12 protein-coding genes are annotated in these 18,978 nt (G+C 45.5%); 11 read left to right on the top strand and 1 reads right to left on the bottom strand.

Going from position 1 to position 18,978, the window contains the following annotated elements; genetic code table 11:
* Positions 1–214 precede the first annotated feature (214 nt).
* From FN961_RS10785 to FN961_RS10770, 4 genes are all read left to right on the top strand, one after another.
* Positions 215–3,067, top strand: coding sequence for a TonB-dependent receptor domain-containing protein (locus tag FN961_RS10785; RefSeq protein WP_144040191.1), 2,853 nt, complete (start codon positions 215–217; stop codon positions 3,065–3,067).
* 62 nt (positions 3,068–3,129) lie between these two features.
* Entirely contained in the window at positions 3,130–4,311 is a 1,182-nt protein-coding gene (locus FN961_RS10780) for a M14 family metallopeptidase (protein ID WP_144040190.1), read from the top strand.
* 8 nt (positions 4,312–4,319) lie between these two features.
* A complete protein-coding gene (locus tag FN961_RS10775) occupies positions 4,320–5,906 on the top strand; it encodes an N-acyl-D-amino-acid deacylase family protein (protein ID WP_144040189.1) in 1,587 nt (528 codons plus the stop codon).
* A 268-nt stretch (positions 5,907–6,174) separates the two neighbouring features.
* On the top strand, positions 6,175–6,828 hold the full coding sequence (locus FN961_RS10770) for a response regulator (protein WP_144040188.1): 654 nt from the start codon (positions 6,175–6,177) through the stop codon (positions 6,826–6,828).
* Between the two features lie 78 nt (positions 6,829–6,906).
* Here the strand turns inward: FN961_RS10770 and FN961_RS10765 are convergent, their stop codons facing one another.
* Positions 6,907–10,380, bottom strand: a complete 3,474-nt coding sequence (locus FN961_RS10765; RefSeq protein ID WP_144040187.1) for a PAS-domain containing protein — start codon at positions 10,378–10,380, stop codon at positions 6,907–6,909.
* Between the two features lie 270 nt (positions 10,381–10,650).
* Here FN961_RS10765 and FN961_RS10760 point away from each other — a divergent pair, with 270 nt between their 5' ends.
* The 7 genes from FN961_RS10760 (at position 10,651) to FN961_RS10730 (ending at position 18,973) form a co-directional block, all read left to right on the top strand.
* Positions 10,651–11,691 carry a DcaP family trimeric outer membrane transporter gene (locus FN961_RS10760; protein ID WP_144040186.1) on the top strand — a complete coding sequence of 347 codons (1,041 nt, stop codon included), beginning with the start codon at positions 10,651–10,653 and terminating at the stop codon, positions 11,689–11,691.
* A gap of 148 nt (positions 11,692–11,839) precedes the next feature.
* On the top strand, positions 11,840–12,637 hold the full coding sequence (locus FN961_RS10755) for an ABC transporter ATP-binding protein (RefSeq protein WP_144040185.1): 798 nt from the start codon (positions 11,840–11,842) through the stop codon (positions 12,635–12,637).
* Positions 12,637–14,601, top strand: a complete 1,965-nt coding sequence (locus FN961_RS10750) for a long-chain fatty acid--CoA ligase (protein WP_144040184.1) — start codon at positions 12,637–12,639, stop codon at positions 14,599–14,601. Before FN961_RS10755 ends, FN961_RS10750 begins: the two co-directional genes overlap by 1 nt.
* A complete protein-coding gene (locus tag FN961_RS10745; protein ID WP_144040183.1) occupies positions 14,598–15,491 on the top strand; it encodes a branched-chain amino acid ABC transporter permease in 894 nt (297 codons plus the stop codon). The genes FN961_RS10750 and FN961_RS10745 overlap by 4 nt, the downstream gene beginning before the upstream one ends.
* Positions 15,492–15,543: 52 nt before the next feature.
* The gene (locus FN961_RS10740) at positions 15,544–16,617 is read left to right on the top strand and encodes a branched-chain amino acid ABC transporter permease (RefSeq protein ID WP_144040182.1); all 1,074 of its coding nucleotides are present in this window, start codon (positions 15,544–15,546) and stop codon (positions 16,615–16,617) included.
* A 191-nt stretch (positions 16,618–16,808) separates the two neighbouring features.
* Positions 16,809–18,074, top strand: coding sequence for an ABC transporter substrate-binding protein (locus tag FN961_RS10735; protein WP_144040181.1), 1,266 nt, complete (start codon positions 16,809–16,811; stop codon positions 18,072–18,074).
* 80 nt (positions 18,075–18,154) lie between these two features.
* Positions 18,155–18,973, top strand: a complete 819-nt coding sequence (locus tag FN961_RS10730) for an ABC transporter ATP-binding protein (RefSeq protein ID WP_144040180.1) — start codon at positions 18,155–18,157, stop codon at positions 18,971–18,973.
* Positions 18,974–18,978 lie beyond the last annotated feature (5 nt).

The following is an 18,978-nucleotide window of genomic DNA, read 5'->3' as shown; positions in this document are numbered from 1 at the left end:
TATTTCTTTTATATTTTTAATTATAGAGACTCAGTCTACCGAGTTAAATTAACATTTACCGACTTATTTCGCTACAAAAGTATAACCTAAGGTTATGCCGTAGTTAGCAACGGGTATTTGTAATGTTAACGGAGTTTATTCAGTGTAAGTGTCAGGAAATAACAGATAAAGCCGGTATGAAGTGAGCTAGGTAAAACAGGAAGGGAAAAGCTAAATGAACAATAATAAAAAGACCTATGGTGTTGGGCTGAAATTAAGCTACTTAAGTGCCTGCTTATGCAGTGCATTAGCAACAAATGCGCTAGCTGCAGAGGAAGAAGACAAGCAAGTTGCAGAGGAGTCGATTGAACGTGTGAGCGTGGTCGGTTCCAATATTAAGCGTGCTGTCGACAGTGGCTCACTCCCTGTCACCACACTGACAGAGGAAGATATTGAAAACACGATGGCGATGTCAGGTGATGACCTTTTACGCCAAATCCCGCAGATGGGAGAAGTTAATTTTGGCGCGTCAACCGGTAATGGTGGCGTAAACGATGCTCGTGGAGATGTGGCGTCAATCAACTTGAGAGGATTGGGAACGGGGAATACTTTAACCTTACTCAATGGCCGCCGTGTTGTTACTCATCCCGGAACTCAGACTGAAAACTTTGTGCCAGTCACTACGGTTAACTCGAATGCACTTCCTATTTCTGGTTTACGTTCATTAGAGGTGCTGCGTGATGGCGCTGCTGCGATTTATGGCTCAGATGCCGTGGCTGGTGTGGTTAATTACAAGTTAAAAGATGATTATGAAGGACATAAAGTCTCTTTCTCCTATGGTGGCTCTGAAGGCACCTCTTTGCGGGAAGGAACGGTAAGCTATTTAGGCGGGGTATCACTCAACGAAGGCAAGACGCACCTTACTGGCTCATTAAGCTATTTTGACAGAGAAGGGATGATGGCATCTGAGCGAGATTATGCTAAAAGCCATGATTTACGTGAGTATCCTACATTGCCTGAAGGATTTATTGGTGATACCCAGCTCGATAACCGTACCACTACCACGCCTTGGGGAGAGTTTAGAAGCGGTTCGTTAAACACTTTTCATATTCAGCCAGACAGCATGGATGGCTGCGTTCAAGATCTCGGTAATGGGATCTGCGCTGATAAAGGCAGTTTATCGAGAGATTTACGTTTCGATCGCGGCACCACACGATCTTTAGTATCAGATGTGGATAGACTTAATTTTTATGGTTATGCGACCCATGAGTTGAGTGACTCACTGGAGTTTTTCTCAGAAATTACCTACTACAAGGCTAACTCAGAGCGCACGCGTGAGCAGGCCGGTAACTTAACGGCGCAGAGATTTACCATTGATGATAATGCCTACTACAACCCGTTTGGAGAGGATGTAGATGTTCGACGTTACCGCCCGATAGATGCAGGCCCGAGAATCATCAACGTAGAAAACACCAGTTACCGTATTTTGGGTGGTTTTGAAGGGAATTTTGGCGACTGGGATTGGGACAGTGCGATGTTCTATACCGCAGCTGAAACTAACGACGTTGCTAACCGAGTGCAGGCGAGTAAATTTCAAGCTGCGGTCAACAGTACCAATCCTGATCTTGCCTACAATATTTTTAACGGCGGGGATATCAATAACCCAAATGCAGGGGATGGGACGTTAAACTCTCAAGCGGTGATCGATCAGTTTATGGTTGATGTACAACGTGACGGCAAAACGAGCTTAGCGTCGGTGGACTTCAAGGTGAGTAACGGTCAACTCTGGAGCTTACCTTCTGGTGATATTGGGCTTGCGATGGGGGTTGAATATCGAAGAGAAACGTTTGAAGATATCCGTGATCCTCTATTAAATGGCAGTAACCCTTTTATTGACTCAGTCACAGGCGAGGAGCTTTCTGGCAGTGATGTATTGGGTTCAAGTCATACGCCAAACTCAGATGCCTCAAGAAATGTCGCCTCAGTGTATGCTGAACTGTTAATCCCACTATTAGATTCCTACTCACAATACATCGAGCTACAGATTGCTGGTCGTTATGAGAACTTCTCTGATGTAGGCTCGGCGGCTAAACCTAAAGTCGCGCTTTACTGGGAACCTATCGATTGGTTAAGTATTCGTGCTTCTTATGCTGGTGGCTTTAGAGCACCAGGTTTGCCACAGGTGAGTGCAGAAGGGGTGCCAAGAAGCAATGGACTTTATGATCCTATTTTGGATGAAACTTATGGCATCATCGATATTCGCAGCGGCTCTACTGATCTAAAACCTGAAGAGTCGGTGAATAGCTCAGTGGGTTTTGTGTTAAACCCTACCAGTAATTTTACCTTTACGGCTGACTATTGGCAGATAGAGCAGAAGAACATTGTTGGTATCTTACCCGGCTCATCTCATCTCCTTTATGACTCGCTACTTCGTAGCCAAGGCTCGTCTAATCCTGCGGTGATCCGTGATGGCAGCACCATGGAGGTGATACAGATTAATAACGATTATTTGAATCTGAATATTCGTAATATTGAAGGCGTTGATTTCAGTTTTCTTTACTCGCTTGAAACGGATATCGGTGAGTGGGACTTCTCTGCTAATGTGGCTCATCTGATTAAGTTTTATCAAGATGCAGATCCTATTTCAGCCGAGCTGATTGCGGCGCAAAAAGCCGGTAATCCAACTGTTCCAGCTGATAGAACTGTTGCAGGTGCAGGTGATCTCATTAAAGAGAATGGCCGTCCTGAGTGGCGTGGAAGAGCAGAGATTAACTGGCGTTTAGATCAAATCGGCGCTGGGGTAAGTTACAACTACATCAGTGATGTGATTGATACGAGTGCGACCTATACCGATGATAATGATGAGGTCATTAAGCTGCCCGTTGACAACTTTGAAACCATTAATCTGTATGCTGACTATCGTTTTAAAGGGGCTCATTTCCTTGATAATAGTAAGCTGCGTTTAGGCGTCAGAAATATCACTGATGAACAGCCACCTTTGGCCGATGAGTTAGCACATGGTTACTTTGGTAGCTTGCATTCAAACCGTGGTCGATATTTTTACATGAGTTTTAGTAAGTCATTCTAACCTTGATATCGTCCTATAACATGGCCCACTTGGGCCATGTTTCCTTATACATAGGTTCTGTTATGTTGTTTCCCTATAAATTAGTCACGATTGCTTTTTATACTGCATTACCCCTGCTTTTTTTTACCGCTTGCCAGAGCGCTTCTACTGCTACCGACAATCGCTGTCAGTTCGACAATGTTAAGTTTGATACTGACTTTTCAACGAGCCGGCTTGACCGTTGTCAGCAACTCAGTGAAACGCGATTTTTACTGACCTTAAGCCCTGAAAATACACCGATCAATGACAGTGCTTGGTATGCCTTCAAGTTGGTGACCGAATCCCCCCAAGAGGTGGATATTGTGATGGAGGTTGAAGGAGGAAAGCATCGATATTTACCCAAAGTAAGCCGTGACGGTGAGGGCTGGTCGTTAAAAGAGTACACGTTGAGAAATCAACAGTTAAAGATGCACTTTGCTGCTACAGACCAACCTATCTGGGTGGCAGGACAGGAGATCATCGATAATCAAGATTACCTAGATTGGGGCGAGGCGTTATTGGCTCAAGGTAAGGCAAGTCATGAGCAACTTGGTTTGTCTACTGAGCAGCGTCCTATTATGAAGTTAGAAGCGACGAGAGGCAAAGAGGCGAAAGAGTGGTTATTGGTGCTGGGTCGTCAACATCCGCCAGAACTGACAGGCGCCATGGCACTATTTCCCTTTAGCGAAGTGTTACTGTCGAACACCCAGCTTGCCAAACAGTTTAGGCAGAGGTTTAACATTGTCATTATTCCAAATTTGAACCCTGACGGCGTAGAGGTGGGTAACTGGCGTCACAATGCTAATGGCGTGGATTTGAATCGAGATTGGGGCAAGTTTGAACAGGCTGAAACCCGTGTGGTAGCAAGCTATCTTGAACGCTTGGTTACGTCGGGAGACAAGATTCACTTTGCCGTAGACTTTCACTCTACTCGAAAAGATATCTTTTACACCATGCCAAAGGATTACGGGTTACAAAACCCGCAGATGGCAGCACACTGGTTAGATGATTTAGACAGTCAATACGCTGCTTTTAAGGTGATTCAACAGCCTGGTAATAATCCAGATATAGGCGTGTTTAAGCAGTATATTGCCGATAAATATCGGGTTCATGCTATTACCTACGAGATGGGCGATAATACTGATAGACGATTTATCGATAACCTCGCGATTAATGCAGCAAACAGCCTGATGCAGACCATGCTCGCTTCGAAGCCAGTAGAGTAGACCTTGATATGATTAGAAACCCGTACTTACTTATCTTAATCTTGCTGCCCGCTTTGGTGGGATGTTCAAGTGAGAGCCCATTACCGCGTCAATCATCCACTGAACTTGCTGAGGTGGATATTTTGATCCACTCAGGTCAAGTGTTCGACAGCAAGAGTAAGCGATTACTGCCAATGGATTTGGCGGTTTGTGGCGCGATAATCTGTGATATCTATCCAAGAGGAAGTAAGCAAGTAAGGGCGAAAAGATTAATCGATGCCAAAGGAAAAGTGGTGAGTCCAGGCTTTATCGATCCCCATACACATGCTTTAGCTGAGCTTAAAAGTCACGATAATAACCATAACCTCAACTATCTGACTCAAGGTGTCACCACGGTTATTGTGGGCAATGATGGTGATGGCAGTGCCAATATCGATAAGCTCAGTAAACAGTTATTAAGCAATGGCATTGGCACTCATGTCGGCATGTTGGTGGGCCATGGTGCTGTGCGTCAGCAAGTGATGGGGAAAGCGAAACGAATGCCCACCACCAAAGAGCTTAATGCCATGGAGTCACTGGTTGAGCAGGCGATGGAGCTGGGGGCTTTAGGTTTCTCATCAGGCCTTTATTATGTGCCACAGAACTATGCAGACACCGATGAGGTCATTGCGTTGGCGAAAGTGGCAGCTCGGTATCATGGCATATATGACACTCATCTTCGTGATGAGAGCAGCTTTAGTATCGGTTTGCTCTCCGCCGTTGATGAAGCGATTGCTATTGCAAAGCAGGCCAATATTCATCTGCACCTTGCGCACCTAAAAGCGCTTGGCGTCGATGTATGGGGGCAAAGTGATGCCGTGATTGCAAAGGTTGAGCTGGCTCAATTTCAGGGCATCTCAATATCGGCAGATCAATATCCTTGGCTTGCATCAGGCACTAAGCTACATAACGCCGTGATGCCTAAATGGGTGATGGCGGATTCACAAGAAGCTTTTTTTGAACGCTTGAATGATCCTACGCTCTATCAGCAACTCAATCGTGAAATAACTGAGAACCTGCGCCGCCGAGGCGGTGGTAAAGCCCTACTTATTACTGCTTTTAAGGATCAACAACTCGTTGGAGAAACCTTAGAACAGGTCGCTATCGCACTGGGTAAATCTGAAGTGGATGCCGCAATTGAGCTGGTGCAGCGTGGTGAGGTGAGAGTGGCTTCTTTCAATATGTCAGAGCAAGATCTAGAGAACTTTATCGTTAAGCCTTGGGTGGTGACGTCATCAGATGGCACCGATGGTCACCCAAGGAAGTATGCTTCGTTCCCGCAAAAGTACCAGCAGTATGTTAAGCAAAACCCGCTGTTAACCCTTGAAGCATTTATCTACCAGAGCTCAACTAAAACAGCAGAGATATTAGGTTTGAAAAATAGGGGCCAGCTGGGCGTCGGTATGTTTGCTGATATTATTATTCTAGATACAGAAAACTACCGTGCAAAAGCTGATTTTTCTCACTGGAACCGTTACTCAACTGGGGTTGACATCGTACTCATTAACGGTCAGTTGGCGATCGACAAACAGCAATATACTGGGATGTTAGCGGGGGAGGTCTTGAGGTCGAATTGAGCCTTGCCTAAGATGGAGTCGATATTGCTAAGATGCATTGTCATTTGGCACCACCTAACCAATTTTAGATAGAATTAACAACGCAAACCTAGTTAATAAGTCTATGTTGAGGGTGATAAATATTGACATTAAATAACTAATTAACACTTACACACTTGTTATGTAAGTGTTAATTGCAATAAAAGGTAATACAAAGGTGCGATACCGCTAAGTTGATAATAATAAAGGTTGGGGTAGACTGGAAAAGAGTGCATATGAGGGCCCAAAAATGCTACAGCCAGTAAAAATAATAATAGCTGACGACCACCCATTATTCAGACAAGCATTAGTTAATATACTAACCACCCATTTTGATCATGTCTCGCTGTTTGAAGCTGAGACTATCGCCGAATTAGACAGTACATTGGCTTTGCATAGTGATGCAGATCTCTTGTTATTGGATCTCAATATCCCTAAAGCCCACGGTTTTAATACCTTAGTTAACATTCGCAATTGCCATTCACAAATGGGAGTTGTGATTATCTCAGGGCAAGAAGATAAAATCACAGTTAGTAAGAGCATGACATTTGGTGCGGCGGGGTTTATTCCTAAATCGACCTCCGTTGATATCATGGTTGAAGCGATAAGAACGGTGCTTTCAGGTCAACAATGGGCGCCAGCCGGATGTGACAATATTGAAGCGATTGAAGCGGACAGTATGGCCAGTAAACTGGTGAGTTTGTCTCCTCGACAACACAGTATTTTGATGATGTTTGCCGATGGTTTGCTCAATAAACAGATTGCTTATGAGTTAGGGTTATCTGAAGCCACCATTAAGGCTCATGCCAGTGCGATATTTCTGAAATTAGGCGTTCACACACGCACCCAAGCAGTCATTGCCATGAATCAACTGCAACTGGATCAGACGCGACTTGCTCAATAGTCGCAGCTCTATAGCCCCAATCCTCCTCTTAGTTGGAGCGTCTGGTTAAAATGCTCACGTTAGCCTTCTGTTAGTCTGCTACTTGTCCTGCTGTGAACTGGTATAGCTCTTACGAAGACTGCGTGCGAGGGTTGCACTCATGATGGCTCTAAGGGCGATAGGTTTGATGATTTTTCGCAAATAGCCATAGCCCAAAGCTTTAGTGCGTAACACCACGTTTTCATCAATGGTGGCAGTGATCAGTATCGCTGGGATTGGGAGATTAGATTGAGCTTGGATATCTGCGATCAAGGCGAGACCGTCTTGATTATCTTCAAGTTGGTAATCCACCAACATGATATCAATTTTAGAGGCGAACTTGCCAAATTGGACTTTGGCCTGCCGCACTGAATCTGCTGGATAAACATGGCATTTCCAACTTGAAAGTAGCTCAACCATGCCTGCTAATACATTCGGATCGTTATCGATACAGAGCACGTGCACGCCGTTTAAGCTCAAAATATCGATTGGTGGTGCGGTGACAGCGGCCTCTTGTTGGCAAACCCTTTCTACCCTCAAACTAAAGATACTGCCTTTATTGACCTCTGAAGATAAAGTCAGTTGCTGCTGCATTAATGAAGCTAGACCTTGGGCAATATTGAGCCCTAATCCTAAGCCATTGACCCCTTGATGACCTGAGTGCTGTAAGCGAGTGAATTGCTCAAAAATCATGGCCTGCTTATCATGGGGGATCCCTGGGCCGTCATCAACTACCTGAATAAGCACAGCTTCATGTTGATGACGACAACCAAGTAATATCTTCCCTTCGGCTGCGTATCTAAAGGCATTACTGACTAAGTTTTGCAAAATACGTCTCAGTAGTACTTTGTCACTCGATACCCACAAGGAGGTCTTTATCGAGCTGAATTTAATGCCCGAACTGGCTGCAATGGCCCCAAACTCCTCGACGAGAGAATCCAGTACCTCTTGTAATGCAAAGGCGGTTATTTCAGGGACGATAGTGCCACTTTCAATGCGGGATATCTCATTGAGGTCGAGCAAGAGTTCATTGGCCACTTGTAGAGAGTTGTCGATATACCCCATCTGTTGTTTCTGTTCACTCGATAGCTGACCATTTTGAACAAAGGCCGATGAGAACAGCCTTGCTGCTGATAGGGGTTGCAGTAAATCATGGCTGCAAGCTTTCAGATATTGACTCTTTTTCTGGTGAGCTTGCTCCACTTTTTGTAAGGCATGGGCGAGCTCTTCATTACTTTTTTCTAAGCTTAAATTGGCTTGCTCAAGTTTTTTTGTACGCTCATAGACTCTGGCTTCTAGAGTGAGGTTTTTCTCTTGAAGCAGTTTCTCTGCTTCACGGTACATGGTGATATCTGAAAAAATCATCACAAAGCCGCCATCAGGGATCGGATTTCCCTGAATACGAATGGTTTTACCATCGGGTTGCAGCCGTTCGCTATTGTGGTGACTCCCCTTGCGTAAATGAGCTAATCGTTTTTCAACCTGCTTGGTTAAGTTGTGACTGAATCGTTTACTGCGGCTCAAGTTATACCTTATTAGCTGCTCTACAGGACAACCGATATAGACTAAATCCTCGGGGTAGTTAAACAGGTTTAGGTAGTGCTGGTTCCAGGCCACAAGCTTTAAGTCACTGTCGATAACCGAGATCCCTTCACTGGCATTTTCAATGGCGCTGTGCAGCACAGAGCGGCTGAATTCAGTGCGATGGCTTGACGCTTGCTCGACCAGTTGAGCGACATCTTCCATGGCAATATCGCGCCCGTTGAGGGCGTAGGATATGACGAGCCGAGCCGAGGCTGATCCCATGACACTGGCAAGCATATTTTCAGTATAAAAAATCAATGCTTGGTTATGGGCATTTTTATCCGTAATAGGTTGGGACTGACTGGAAAAAAAACGATGAAAGCCACGAGCCGCTTTATCTTTTCCGACAAAACGAGCCACGAGCAGCTCTAATTCAGTGTAGTTAACGTACTTTGGCAGACCGGGTTGTACCTTAGTCAGATCAGGGCGCTCGATAAAATGGGCTATCTGCATCTGCTCATGTACGCTTTGGCGAGTAAACGAAGAGACAAGCCAAATCATCGCAATATTAGCAAACAAGCCCGTTAAGGTTGCCAGTGTGGTGATGGAGTATTCACTGCCTGCAAACGGGTGTGCGTAAAGGCCAAGCTGAGGAAGAAGGTTAAGGACTAACCAGAGGCTAAAGCCTGTGATGATGCCGGACAATACGCCGTATAAGGTGACTCTTCGCCATAAAAAGGCCGCAAAGAGTGCGGGGCCAATTTGAGCGATGGCCCCAAATGCAACCTCACCTAATGAGGCCAATGTGTCGGGAGGCGCGACGAGAAACATCCCATAACTCATGAAGATAACGAATAAGACTAATGCTTTTCGTATATTGAGTAGATGAGATCTAAACCGATGAAAGTCGGTGCTTTGAATATTGCTGACTTTAAATAAGGTGGGAAACACCACTTCATTGCTGATCATGGTACTCAAGGCGATGGTTGAGATGATGACCATGGAACTGGCGGCTGAAATCGCACCGAGAAAGCTAAACAATCCAAGCCAATTATCTCCGCTAAATGCGGGTAAAAATAGCACGTAGGCATCACTTTCTAATGAGTTGCCATAGATGATGTTGCCTGCTTGACCTAGCGGTGTGGCAAAAAAGGCAAACACCAAAATATAGAGTGGAAATGTCCAGCGGCTCCATCTGGCATGTTTCTGCTCTTTTAGCTCCACAATGAGGACCTGAAATTGACGCGGTAAGCAGAGAAATGCACTGGTTACGATAAACAGCAGGCCAAACATAGACACGATGTTGGGAGAGGTAAACTCAGTGGAGACGGGTGACGTTTCATTGGCTATTTGCCAAATCTCCATGGGGGAATCAAATAGGAAGAAAGAGACAAATATTCCAATGGTAAGGTAAGCAATGACTTTCACTAGAGATTCAAAGGCGATGGCTAGCATCATTCCTGGATGACGTTCAGTCACATCAATGGCTCTAACGCCAAATATGATGGTAAATCCTGCCAAAATAAAGCTCACTATAAGCCCCAGTTGCCATGAGGACAGCAGATGATCTTGGCGAAGAATTTCGTAGGAGTTCACGATCGCTTTTAGCTGTAACGCGATGTAAGGAAGAGTGCCAAATAGGGCGACAAAAGTAACGACGACCGCAAGCAGTTGCGATTTACCAAAGCGAGAAGCGAGCAGATCGGCAATAGAGGTAATATTGAGTTTAAGGCAGACTCGAATAATTCGTTGAATGAAGGGCCAGGCAAAAATAAACAGTAAAATAGGGGCGATATAAACGGGTAAGTAAGAGAATGAGTTGCTGGCAGCTTGACCTGCAGTCCCTAAAAAACCCCAAGAGGTGCAATACACCCCGAGTGAGAGAGAGTAAATGATTGTGTGTTGTTGTTTAAAGAGCTTTTCACGGTACTTGTCGCCTAAAAAAGCCATTAAAAACAACAATCCGATATAGCTAATGCTAATCACTACGAGCAGCCAATTGGGAAACATCGTTTGGTTACTCCTATCTGTTGGGGCTGTCCCGCCAGGAACACAGGGCTTACTCTAAATGTGTTATGAAAATTAACATATCATATTTTAGCTTTATGGCATCATTAACCTCCACCGACTTTAGTATTACCCCTTAGGTATTAGTGCGCCAGTCTTAATCTGTTTACATTAACCCTAACGCATTAATACCCCTGCATTAATACCTATTCCCAATTGAGTGAACCCGGTTATTTCTCCATCTTGAAGGAAGACATAACAGGGGATATAAAGATGCTCATTTCAACAATAAAAAAAATCACGATTGCAAGTTCACTCTCTCTTCTTGCCGGTTCAGCAATGGCGGGTTATGACTTTAAGGTTGGTGATGACGCCAAAGTGACATTTGGTGGCTACCTCAAGGTTGATGCTCGCTATGTATCTGGTGATGTAGGTTACCGAGACTTCTGGATCGGCACTGGTGCAGCTCAAGAAGATAGCAGTTCACAGTTTCGCATTTTTGCTAACGAAACCCGTTTCAATACGAAATATGTTCATGGCGATGTGATGGGATTCATCGAAATGGATTTCCTTGGCGGTGGCGGTAATCAGGTGGTATCCAACTCCGCTAAGCCACGTCTTCGTCATGCTTTTATCAAGTATAAAGATCTGACCGTGGGGCAAACATGGACCACGTTCATGAATACCAGTGCGATACCGGAAACGGCTGACTTTGCTGGTGCTACGGTGGGGTTAGCGTTTATTCGTCAAGGACAAATTCGCTATAACATGGGCAACTTTCAAGTGTCGATAGAAAACCCTGAAAGTGTTGGTGGTGATACGGCCAATGACAATCTGCCAGATTTTGTCGGTCGTTATAACTTCAAAGCTGACTGGGGTAATGTCTCCATTGCTGCGTTAGGTCGTCGTCTCAATACCACGACGGGTAAGAGTGAAACTGCATTGGGTGGTTCAATAGCAGGTCGAATCAAAACCTTTGGTAAAGATGATTTCCGTTTCCAATTTCACCAAGGTGAAGTTGGACGTTACGTGGGTATTGGTGCCGCCCAAGATCTCGTGGGTGATAAAGTCGAAAGTACCACCTCTTATCTTGCTGCCTATCGCCACTACTGGACCGATACCCTAAGAAGCACCGTACTTTATGGTCGCGTCGAAACTGATATTAACGAAGCTGATCGTAGTCAATGGAGTGTCAATCTGTTCCAAAATCTCACGCCAGCATTAGCCGTAGGTTTTGAGATCGGCAACTTCGCCATTCATGATCAAGATGTTGATTCAAGCTACGCACAATTATCGATGCGCTACGCATTATAAAAACCTGATAGGTGGTGAGGGAGTCATTACCTCTCCATCTATTTATCCAATGTAGCGATTCCATTGCAGCGATCTCAATGTTCATTTCTTTGCAGGTTATCACCTTGCTCTAGCTGCAAGGGCAAGTGTTATTTAAAGGAGTATGGGTGTGACTAATACCATTTTAAAAGTCGATCAAATTTCTCTCGCATTCGGTGGTGTTAAAGCGCTCACTGATGTCAGTTTTGAGGTCGAACAAGGCGCCGTATTTTCGATTATTGGTCCTAACGGTGCAGGAAAAACGTCGATGCTCAACAGTATTTCAGGTCGTTATCGCCCCCAGAAAGGCAGTATTCATTTCGATAATCAAAATGTTACCCACATGCGCCCGAATGATCGCGCCGACCTTGGCATCGGGCGCACTTTTCAAAATTTGGCTTTGTTTGGTCATATGTCGGTACTCGATAACATCATGGTTGGCCGTCACCATTTAATGAAAAACAACTGGCTAACGGGGCCACTTTATTGGGCCTCTCCCGCACAAAAAGAAGAGCTAAAGCATCGCCGTGAAGTGGAAGAGATCATTGATTTTCTCGACATCTCCCATGTGCGTAAATCGGTGGCTGGCACCCTATCTTATGGCCTGCGAAAGCGTGTCGAACTGGCTCGTGCTATCGCCCTGAATCCTAAACTTATTTTGCTCGATGAGCCCATGGCTGGCATGAACCTAGAAGAGAAAGAGGACATGGCGCGCTACATTCTTGATTTGAATGAGGAGTTCGATATCACCGTGGTGATGATTGAGCATGATATGGGGGTCGTCATGGATATCTCTCATAAAGTGATGGTACTGGATTTTGGGAAAATGCTGATCACGGGTTTACCGGATGAAGTGATGGAAAATGAACATGTTAGACAGGCTTATCTTGGGCTTGAAGACAATGAACAATTACAAGAGGTTGGCTAATGACTACATCAATTAATTCATCGGCAAACTTATTTGATATGGGAGAGATGGACACCTTTCCCAAGATTTTACGTCATAACGCTGCCCATTGGGGCGCTGATATTGCCATGCGTGAGAAGGAGTTTGGGATCTGGAGCGAATTTAGCTGGCAGGATTACCATAACCGAGTGAAGTGGATGACGTTAGCGCTGGACAGCGTAGGCATTCAATCTGAGGCTGCAATTGCACTGCTTGGGGATAACCGCCCTGAATGGGTGTGGGGAGAGGTGGCTGCCCATGCGCTATCGTGCTTCTCTTTAGGGATTTATCAGGACTCCTTACATGAAGAGGTCGCGTATCTACTTAATCGTAGTAATGCTCAAGTCGTGATTGCTGAAGATGAAGAACAGTGCGACAAACTGTTAGAACTGGGTGACTCAATCCCTGAGGTCAGATACATCGTGTATTGCGATCCGAGAGGAATGCGCAAATACGATGATCCACGTTTGGTCAGTATTGAGCAGATCTACAAAATGGGGCAAGAGGTCGACAGACTCAACCCCCGTGCCTATGACAATTTAGTCGATGCGAGTAAGGGCGAAAATATTGCCATCTACTGCACCACATCGGGCACCACATCTAAACCGAAAATAGTTCTGCTTCAAGGCAGTAAATTCATTGAACATTGCAGTTCATATCTCAGAGCCGATCCGCGAGCGCCAGGTGATAACTATGTCTCTGTGTTACCGCTGCCGTGGATCATGGAGCAGGTGTATGCGGTCGGTCAGTCGCTGATCGCACGCCAGATCGTTAACTTTGTGGAAGAACAAGAAACCATGATGGCCGATCTGCGCGAAATTGGGCCTAATTTTGTCTTGCTAGCACCAAGGGTGTGGGAAGGTATTTTGGCTGACGTGCAAGCGCGAATGATGGACTCAACACCACTGAAACAAAAACTGTTCGAGTTTGCGATGAAGCGCGCAGAAGCTGCGTTAGCCAAAGGTAAACGCTCGATGTTAGCCGACATTATTTTGATGAAAGCGTTGCGCGACCGATTGGGGTTTTCATTCCTTAACTCCGCAGCTACGGGCGGTGCGGCGATGGGGCCAGATACCTTCAAGTTTTTCCAAAGTATCGGCGTGCCTCTACGCCAACTTTATGGCCAGACGGAGATGTGCGGCGCTTATACCATTCACCATCAAGATGATGTTGATTACGACAGTGTTGGAGTTGCATTTGATTCCGCAGAGCTGAAGGTTATTAATACCGACAGTGAAGGAGTCGGGGAAGTGATAGCCAAGACCGTGGGCATGTTCAACGGCTACTTAGGCGATCAAGCAGCCTTTGATGAAGACGTGAGTGATGGTTGGATGCACACTGGCGATGCTGGGTACTTTAAGCCGTCAGGCCATTTAGTCGTCATTGATCGGATCAAAGATTTGGCTAAGACCAGCCAAGGCATTCAATATTCACCTCAATACATAGAGAACAAATTGAAGTTTTCATCTTTTATCGGTGAAGCCGTCATTTTGGGTAAAGAAAAACCGTATCTATCAGCAATCTTGTGTATCCGATTTAGCATCGTTTCAAAGTGGGCTGAGCGACAAGGACTGGCTTTTACCAACTACACCAATCTATCAAGCCTACCTGAGGTATATGAGCAACTGACAAAAGAGATTGCCATTGTGAATCAATCTCTGCCAGAGGCTCAGAAAATAAATAAATTCATCTTGTTATACAAAGAACTGGACGCCGATGATGGCGAGCTAACCCGTACTCGTAAGGTCAGACGTGGCGTGATTGCTGAGAAGTATGGCGACATTATCGACTCAATTTACAAGGGCGATCCTCATGTCGATATCGATACCGTGATCACCTTCCAAGATGGCAGTAAGTCACGTATTCAAACCCAAATTAAAGTGGCAACGGTGACCGATTCAAATCGGGCTGTGGGCACCAATGTTGAGCAAAGGAGAGCGTCATGAATGTCGAATTATTGCTACAGCTGATTACCAATGGATTCATTGTTGGGCTGTTGTATGGCGTAGTCGGAATGTGTTTCGTGTTGGTCTACAAGTCGACTCAAGTGGTTAACTTTGCCCAAGGTGAGTTCTTGCTGGTGGGTGCCTGGGTATGTTGGGCATTCCTTGTTTATATGGAGCTACCATTTTTTGTGGGATTCCTGCTGACCCTGTGTTTTATGGCGGTGTTTGGTGTGCTACTACAGATGATTGTCCTGCGCCCTATGATAGGTGAGCCGATTATTTCGGTGATCATGGTGACCATTGGTTTATCCATATTCTTCCAATCTCTGACTAAATGGATCTTTGGTGTTTCCCCCCAGAGCTATCCGCAAGTTTTCGACACCCAGTCTATTTCAATATTCGGGCTCAATGTCGAGCTGGCCTACCTTATGAGTACTGTGATTGCGCTCATCATCATGGTCAGTTTTTTCTTATTCTTTAAATACTCAAAGCACGGTCTTGCGATGCGAGCAACGGCGTTTGATCAACAAGTCGCCCAAAGCTTAGGCATATCGGTTAAGCACGTATTTGCCATGAGTTGGGGGATAGCATCCACAGTGTCGGCCACTGCAGGCGTCGTGATTGGCATGGTCAATGGGGTGTCTGACTCACTTTCATCTATCGGCATTAAGGTGTTTCCAGCGGTGATCCTCGGGGGGCTCGATTCGATTGTTGGCGCCATCGTTGGTGGGATCGTGATTGGTGTGCTTGAAAACGTTGCGGAGTTTTTCGATAGCCAATATCTGCATATCGGCAACATGTACGATATCGCACCTTTCTATGTGCTGCTTATCATCTTGTGGTTTAAACCCTACGGGTTATTTGGTACTCGCGATATAGAGCGTGTTTAACGCTTAGCGTTCAGTTACCGAACACTTCATATTTATTGTTCAAGGAGTTTTTATGTCTAGCTTAGCGATGCGTCCGTGTGGAGATTTCCGCACTAGCTATAAAGCCGACAACACCATTTTTGAAACGAAGACGATTCGTCTAATCACCACCGTGGTGATAGCGATTGCATGTTTAGCGCCACTGGTGCTGGACGGGTACTTTTTAACCCTGTTTATCCAGATCGCCTATTTGGGCATTGCGGCGCTAGGGTTAAATATTCTGGTGGGATTTACCGGTCAAATCTCCTTAGGTCACGGCGCTTTCTTTGGTTTTGGTGCCTTTGCATCGGCGTGGCTTAATACCAGCTTTCAGATCCCGGTGGTGTTGTGTATTCCACTGGCGGGCTTTTTAACCATGGCGGTGGGGATGTTATTTGGCATGCCAGCAGCACGAATTAAAGGCTTGTATCTGGCGATAGCCACACTGGCTGCCCAGTTCATTATTGAAGATTTCTTTGCACGAGCTGAGTGGTTTTCTGGAGGTTCATCAGGTTCGATGGCAGCACCAGTGAATCTGTTTGGATTTTATTTTGATACCGACCAAAGCTTCTACTTCATTGCACTGTTTGCACTGGTATTTATGTATATCTGGGGCTGTAACTTAATGCGTAGTCGAGATGGACGCGCGTTTGTCGCAGTACGAGATCACTACCTCTCTGCTGAAATCATGGGGGTGAAACTCAATAAGTATCGCTTACTTTCATTCGGAATATCCTCCTTTTATGCGGGTATTGGTGGAGCCATTTATGCTCATTACCTTGGTTATGTGTCGGCTGAAGGTTTCACCATTTTAATGTCGATTCAGTTTTTGGCCATGGTGATCATTGGTGGGCTGGGATCAATCAAAGGCACCTTAATGGGTGTGGTGTTTATGGTGTTCTTACCAGAGATGCTCGAAAGCATAGTCGGACTGATGAAATACACCGACTGGGGCAATATTCCTATGGTGACCGATGGTCTGGCTTACATCAAAGAGATGGCCATTGGCTTGGTGATTATTTTGTTCCTGATTTTTGAACCTGAAGGCTTGGCTCATCGCTGGGCGCAGATTAAAAACTATTGGAAATTCTATCCTTTTGCCTACTAAGCACTTAAAGAGCGTGATCAATGTATGACGCTCTGTTGCAAGGGTTTGGCGAAATCCTTGTGAGTTCCTCCTCTTCTTAGCGGTTAACAAGAAGCACGCAGACAAAGTTAACTTGGCAACATTTGTGGGTCCGCTGCAGTGCTGTAATTAGGCTGCTTTGACCTTAATGGACTTTTTTAAGGAATAATAATATGTATAAAAATACTCGATATAGTCTAAATTCACTGCTGACCTCGGGCCTTGGCAGTGTCATCTTGGCAAGCAGTGGTTTTGTTCACGCCGAAGAAACCATTTTTGTGGGACACCTCGCGGATATGTCCGGTCCGACTGCTTTTGTGGGTAAACCCTATGCCGATGGAGTGCGCGATTCACTGGCTTACATCAACGCGAATGGGGGGATCTATGGCATCAAATTAGAGTATGAGACGATCGATTACGCTTACAAGGTGCCACAGGCGATAGCCTCGTATAAAAAATGGAAGTCGCGCAAAGACATGGTGGCGATGCAAGGATGGGGAACGGCGGATACTGAAGCCTTGATTTCATTTGCTGCCAAAGATAAAACACCGGTTTTCTCAGCGTCCTATTCAGGTCACTTAACTGACCCTCAGGGCAAGAACCCTAACACCAAAAAACCGGCACCTTATAACTTCTTCTATGGCGCATCTTACTCTGACTCTTGTCGCGGTTTAGTGCAGTGGGCTGCCAATGATTGGAAAGCCAAAGGCGGGCAAGGAAAACCTAAATTTACTCACATCGGGGCTAATCACCCTTTCCCGAATGCTCCCAAGGCCGCGTGCGCAGAGTATGCCACTGAACTGGGTTTTGATGTGCAGCATCCAGTGGTTATCTCAATGAAACCGGGGGATTTTAAAGCCCAGTGTTTGAGCCTTAAGAGTTCTGGAACCCACTACGGCTACATCGGCAACTTAGGTGGTTCAGTGCAATCTCTGATCAAGTCTTGTAATACCGTGGGTACCGATATTCAGTTTATGTCCAATATTTGGGGCGGCGATAAGTTGGTCTTTAAGGCGGCGGGAGAAGGGGTTAAGAACTATATCTTCCCAACCATGACGCCTTTTTGGAGCGATGACGTTACGGGCATGAAGTTGGTACGTGAGATATCTAAAATGTCCGATAGCAGTGGCAACAAAGAGAGATTACACCACTACATGCGTGGTATTTGCTCCACTTTCTTTATGAAAGAGTCGATGGAGTGGGCAAAAGATAACGGTGGCGTGACAGGTGAGAATGTTAAAAAAGGCATGTATGCGCGTCAAAACTGGGTACCGAAAGGGCTGGAAGGGGTTTGTTTAGCGGCGACTTGGACTGCTGAAGATCACCGAGGTATTAATCAGGTCAATATCTACAAAGGAAACTTTAATGGTGGTGATGTCACTGTAGAAAAAGTTAACCAAGTGACGCTTGAGCGTCGTGTTGACTGGTTAGGTTATTAATCCACGTCGTTAATCGGCAGGTCTGGCAAGTTGAGCCATCATCAACTTGCCAGGTACAAGGTTGTTAGGTTGGAGTTGTTATGACACAAGCAGTGCAGTTAAAGCCACAAAGCCCACTTTTATCGGTCAATAATATCGAAGTGGTTTATGACGATGTTATTCAAGTGCTTCGAGGAGTGAGTATCGATGTGCCTCAAGGTGAAATTGTGACATTACTGGGGCCGAATGGAGCGGGAAAGTCCACCACACTTAAAGCGATTTCGGGTTTGCTGAAGACCGAGAATGGTGAGGTGTCTCGCGGTGATATTCATTTTATGGGTGAACGAATTGACGCTAAAAATGCCGAAGATGTGGTGCGTTCAGGTCTGTTTCAGGTGATGGAGGGGCGACGAATTATCGAAGACATGAGCGTGATTGAGAACTTAAAGCTGGGGGCATATACCCGTAATGACGGCCAAGTTAATCAAGATATCGAGATGGTGTTTAATTATTTTCCTCGTTTAAAAGAGCGTACCGGGCTTGCAGGTTATTTATCTGGCGGGGAGCAACAGATGTTAGCCATTGGCCGCGCGTTAATGGCGCGCCCTAAGATGATCTGTCTTGATGAGCCTTCAATGGGACTCTCACCACTATTGGTGAAAGAGGTGTTTGGCATCATAGAGAAAATTAATCGTGACCAAGGGATAACGATGTTGCTGGTGGAGCAAAATGCCAATTATGCCCTGAAAGCCGCGAATTACGGTTACATCATGGAGTCGGGCAAGATAGTGCTCGATGGTAGCAAGGAGCAATTACTCAATAACGAAGATGTCAAAGAGTTCTATTTGGGCGGCGGCAAAGAGACCCGTAAAAGTTTCAAGAATCTTAAATCTTATAAGCGCCGCAAGCGCTGGTTGTAGGAGGC

Origin of the sequence: Shewanella hanedai, assembly GCF_007197645.1 — a bacterium.
GTDB classification, from domain to species: Bacteria; Pseudomonadota; Gammaproteobacteria; order Enterobacterales; family Shewanellaceae; genus Shewanella; species Shewanella hanedai.
This window is presented reverse-complemented; position numbering and strand designations above follow the sequence as displayed.

Excerpts from the sequence above, each read along its gene's own strand:
- FN961_RS10760 (WP_144040186.1), top strand. The coding sequence starts at position 10,651 with ATGCTCATTTCAACAATAAAAAAAATCACGATTGCAAGTTCACTCTCT.
- FN961_RS10770 (WP_144040188.1), top strand. The coding sequence starts at position 6,175 with ATGCTACAGCCAGTAAAAATAATAATAGCTGACGACCACCCATTATTC.
- FN961_RS10780 (WP_144040190.1), top strand. The coding sequence starts at position 3,130 with ATGTTGTTTCCCTATAAATTAGTCACGATTGCTTTTTATACTGCATTA.
- FN961_RS10730 (WP_144040180.1), top strand. The coding sequence starts at position 18,155 with ATGACACAAGCAGTGCAGTTAAAGCCACAAAGCCCACTTTTATCGGTC.
- FN961_RS10740 (WP_144040182.1), top strand. The coding sequence starts at position 15,544 with ATGTCTAGCTTAGCGATGCGTCCGTGTGGAGATTTCCGCACTAGCTAT.
- FN961_RS10765 (WP_144040187.1), bottom strand. The coding sequence starts at position 10,380 with ATGTTTCCCAATTGGCTGCTCGTAGTGATTAGCATTAGCTATATCGGA.
- FN961_RS10735 (WP_144040181.1), top strand. The coding sequence starts at position 16,809 with ATGTATAAAAATACTCGATATAGTCTAAATTCACTGCTGACCTCGGGC.
- FN961_RS10745 (WP_144040183.1), top strand. The coding sequence starts at position 14,598 with ATGAATGTCGAATTATTGCTACAGCTGATTACCAATGGATTCATTGTT.
- FN961_RS10750 (WP_144040184.1), top strand. The coding sequence starts at position 12,637 with ATGACTACATCAATTAATTCATCGGCAAACTTATTTGATATGGGAGAG.
- FN961_RS10785 (WP_144040191.1), top strand. The coding sequence starts at position 215 with ATGAACAATAATAAAAAGACCTATGGTGTTGGGCTGAAATTAAGCTAC.
- FN961_RS10775 (WP_144040189.1), top strand. The coding sequence starts at position 4,320 with ATGATTAGAAACCCGTACTTACTTATCTTAATCTTGCTGCCCGCTTTG.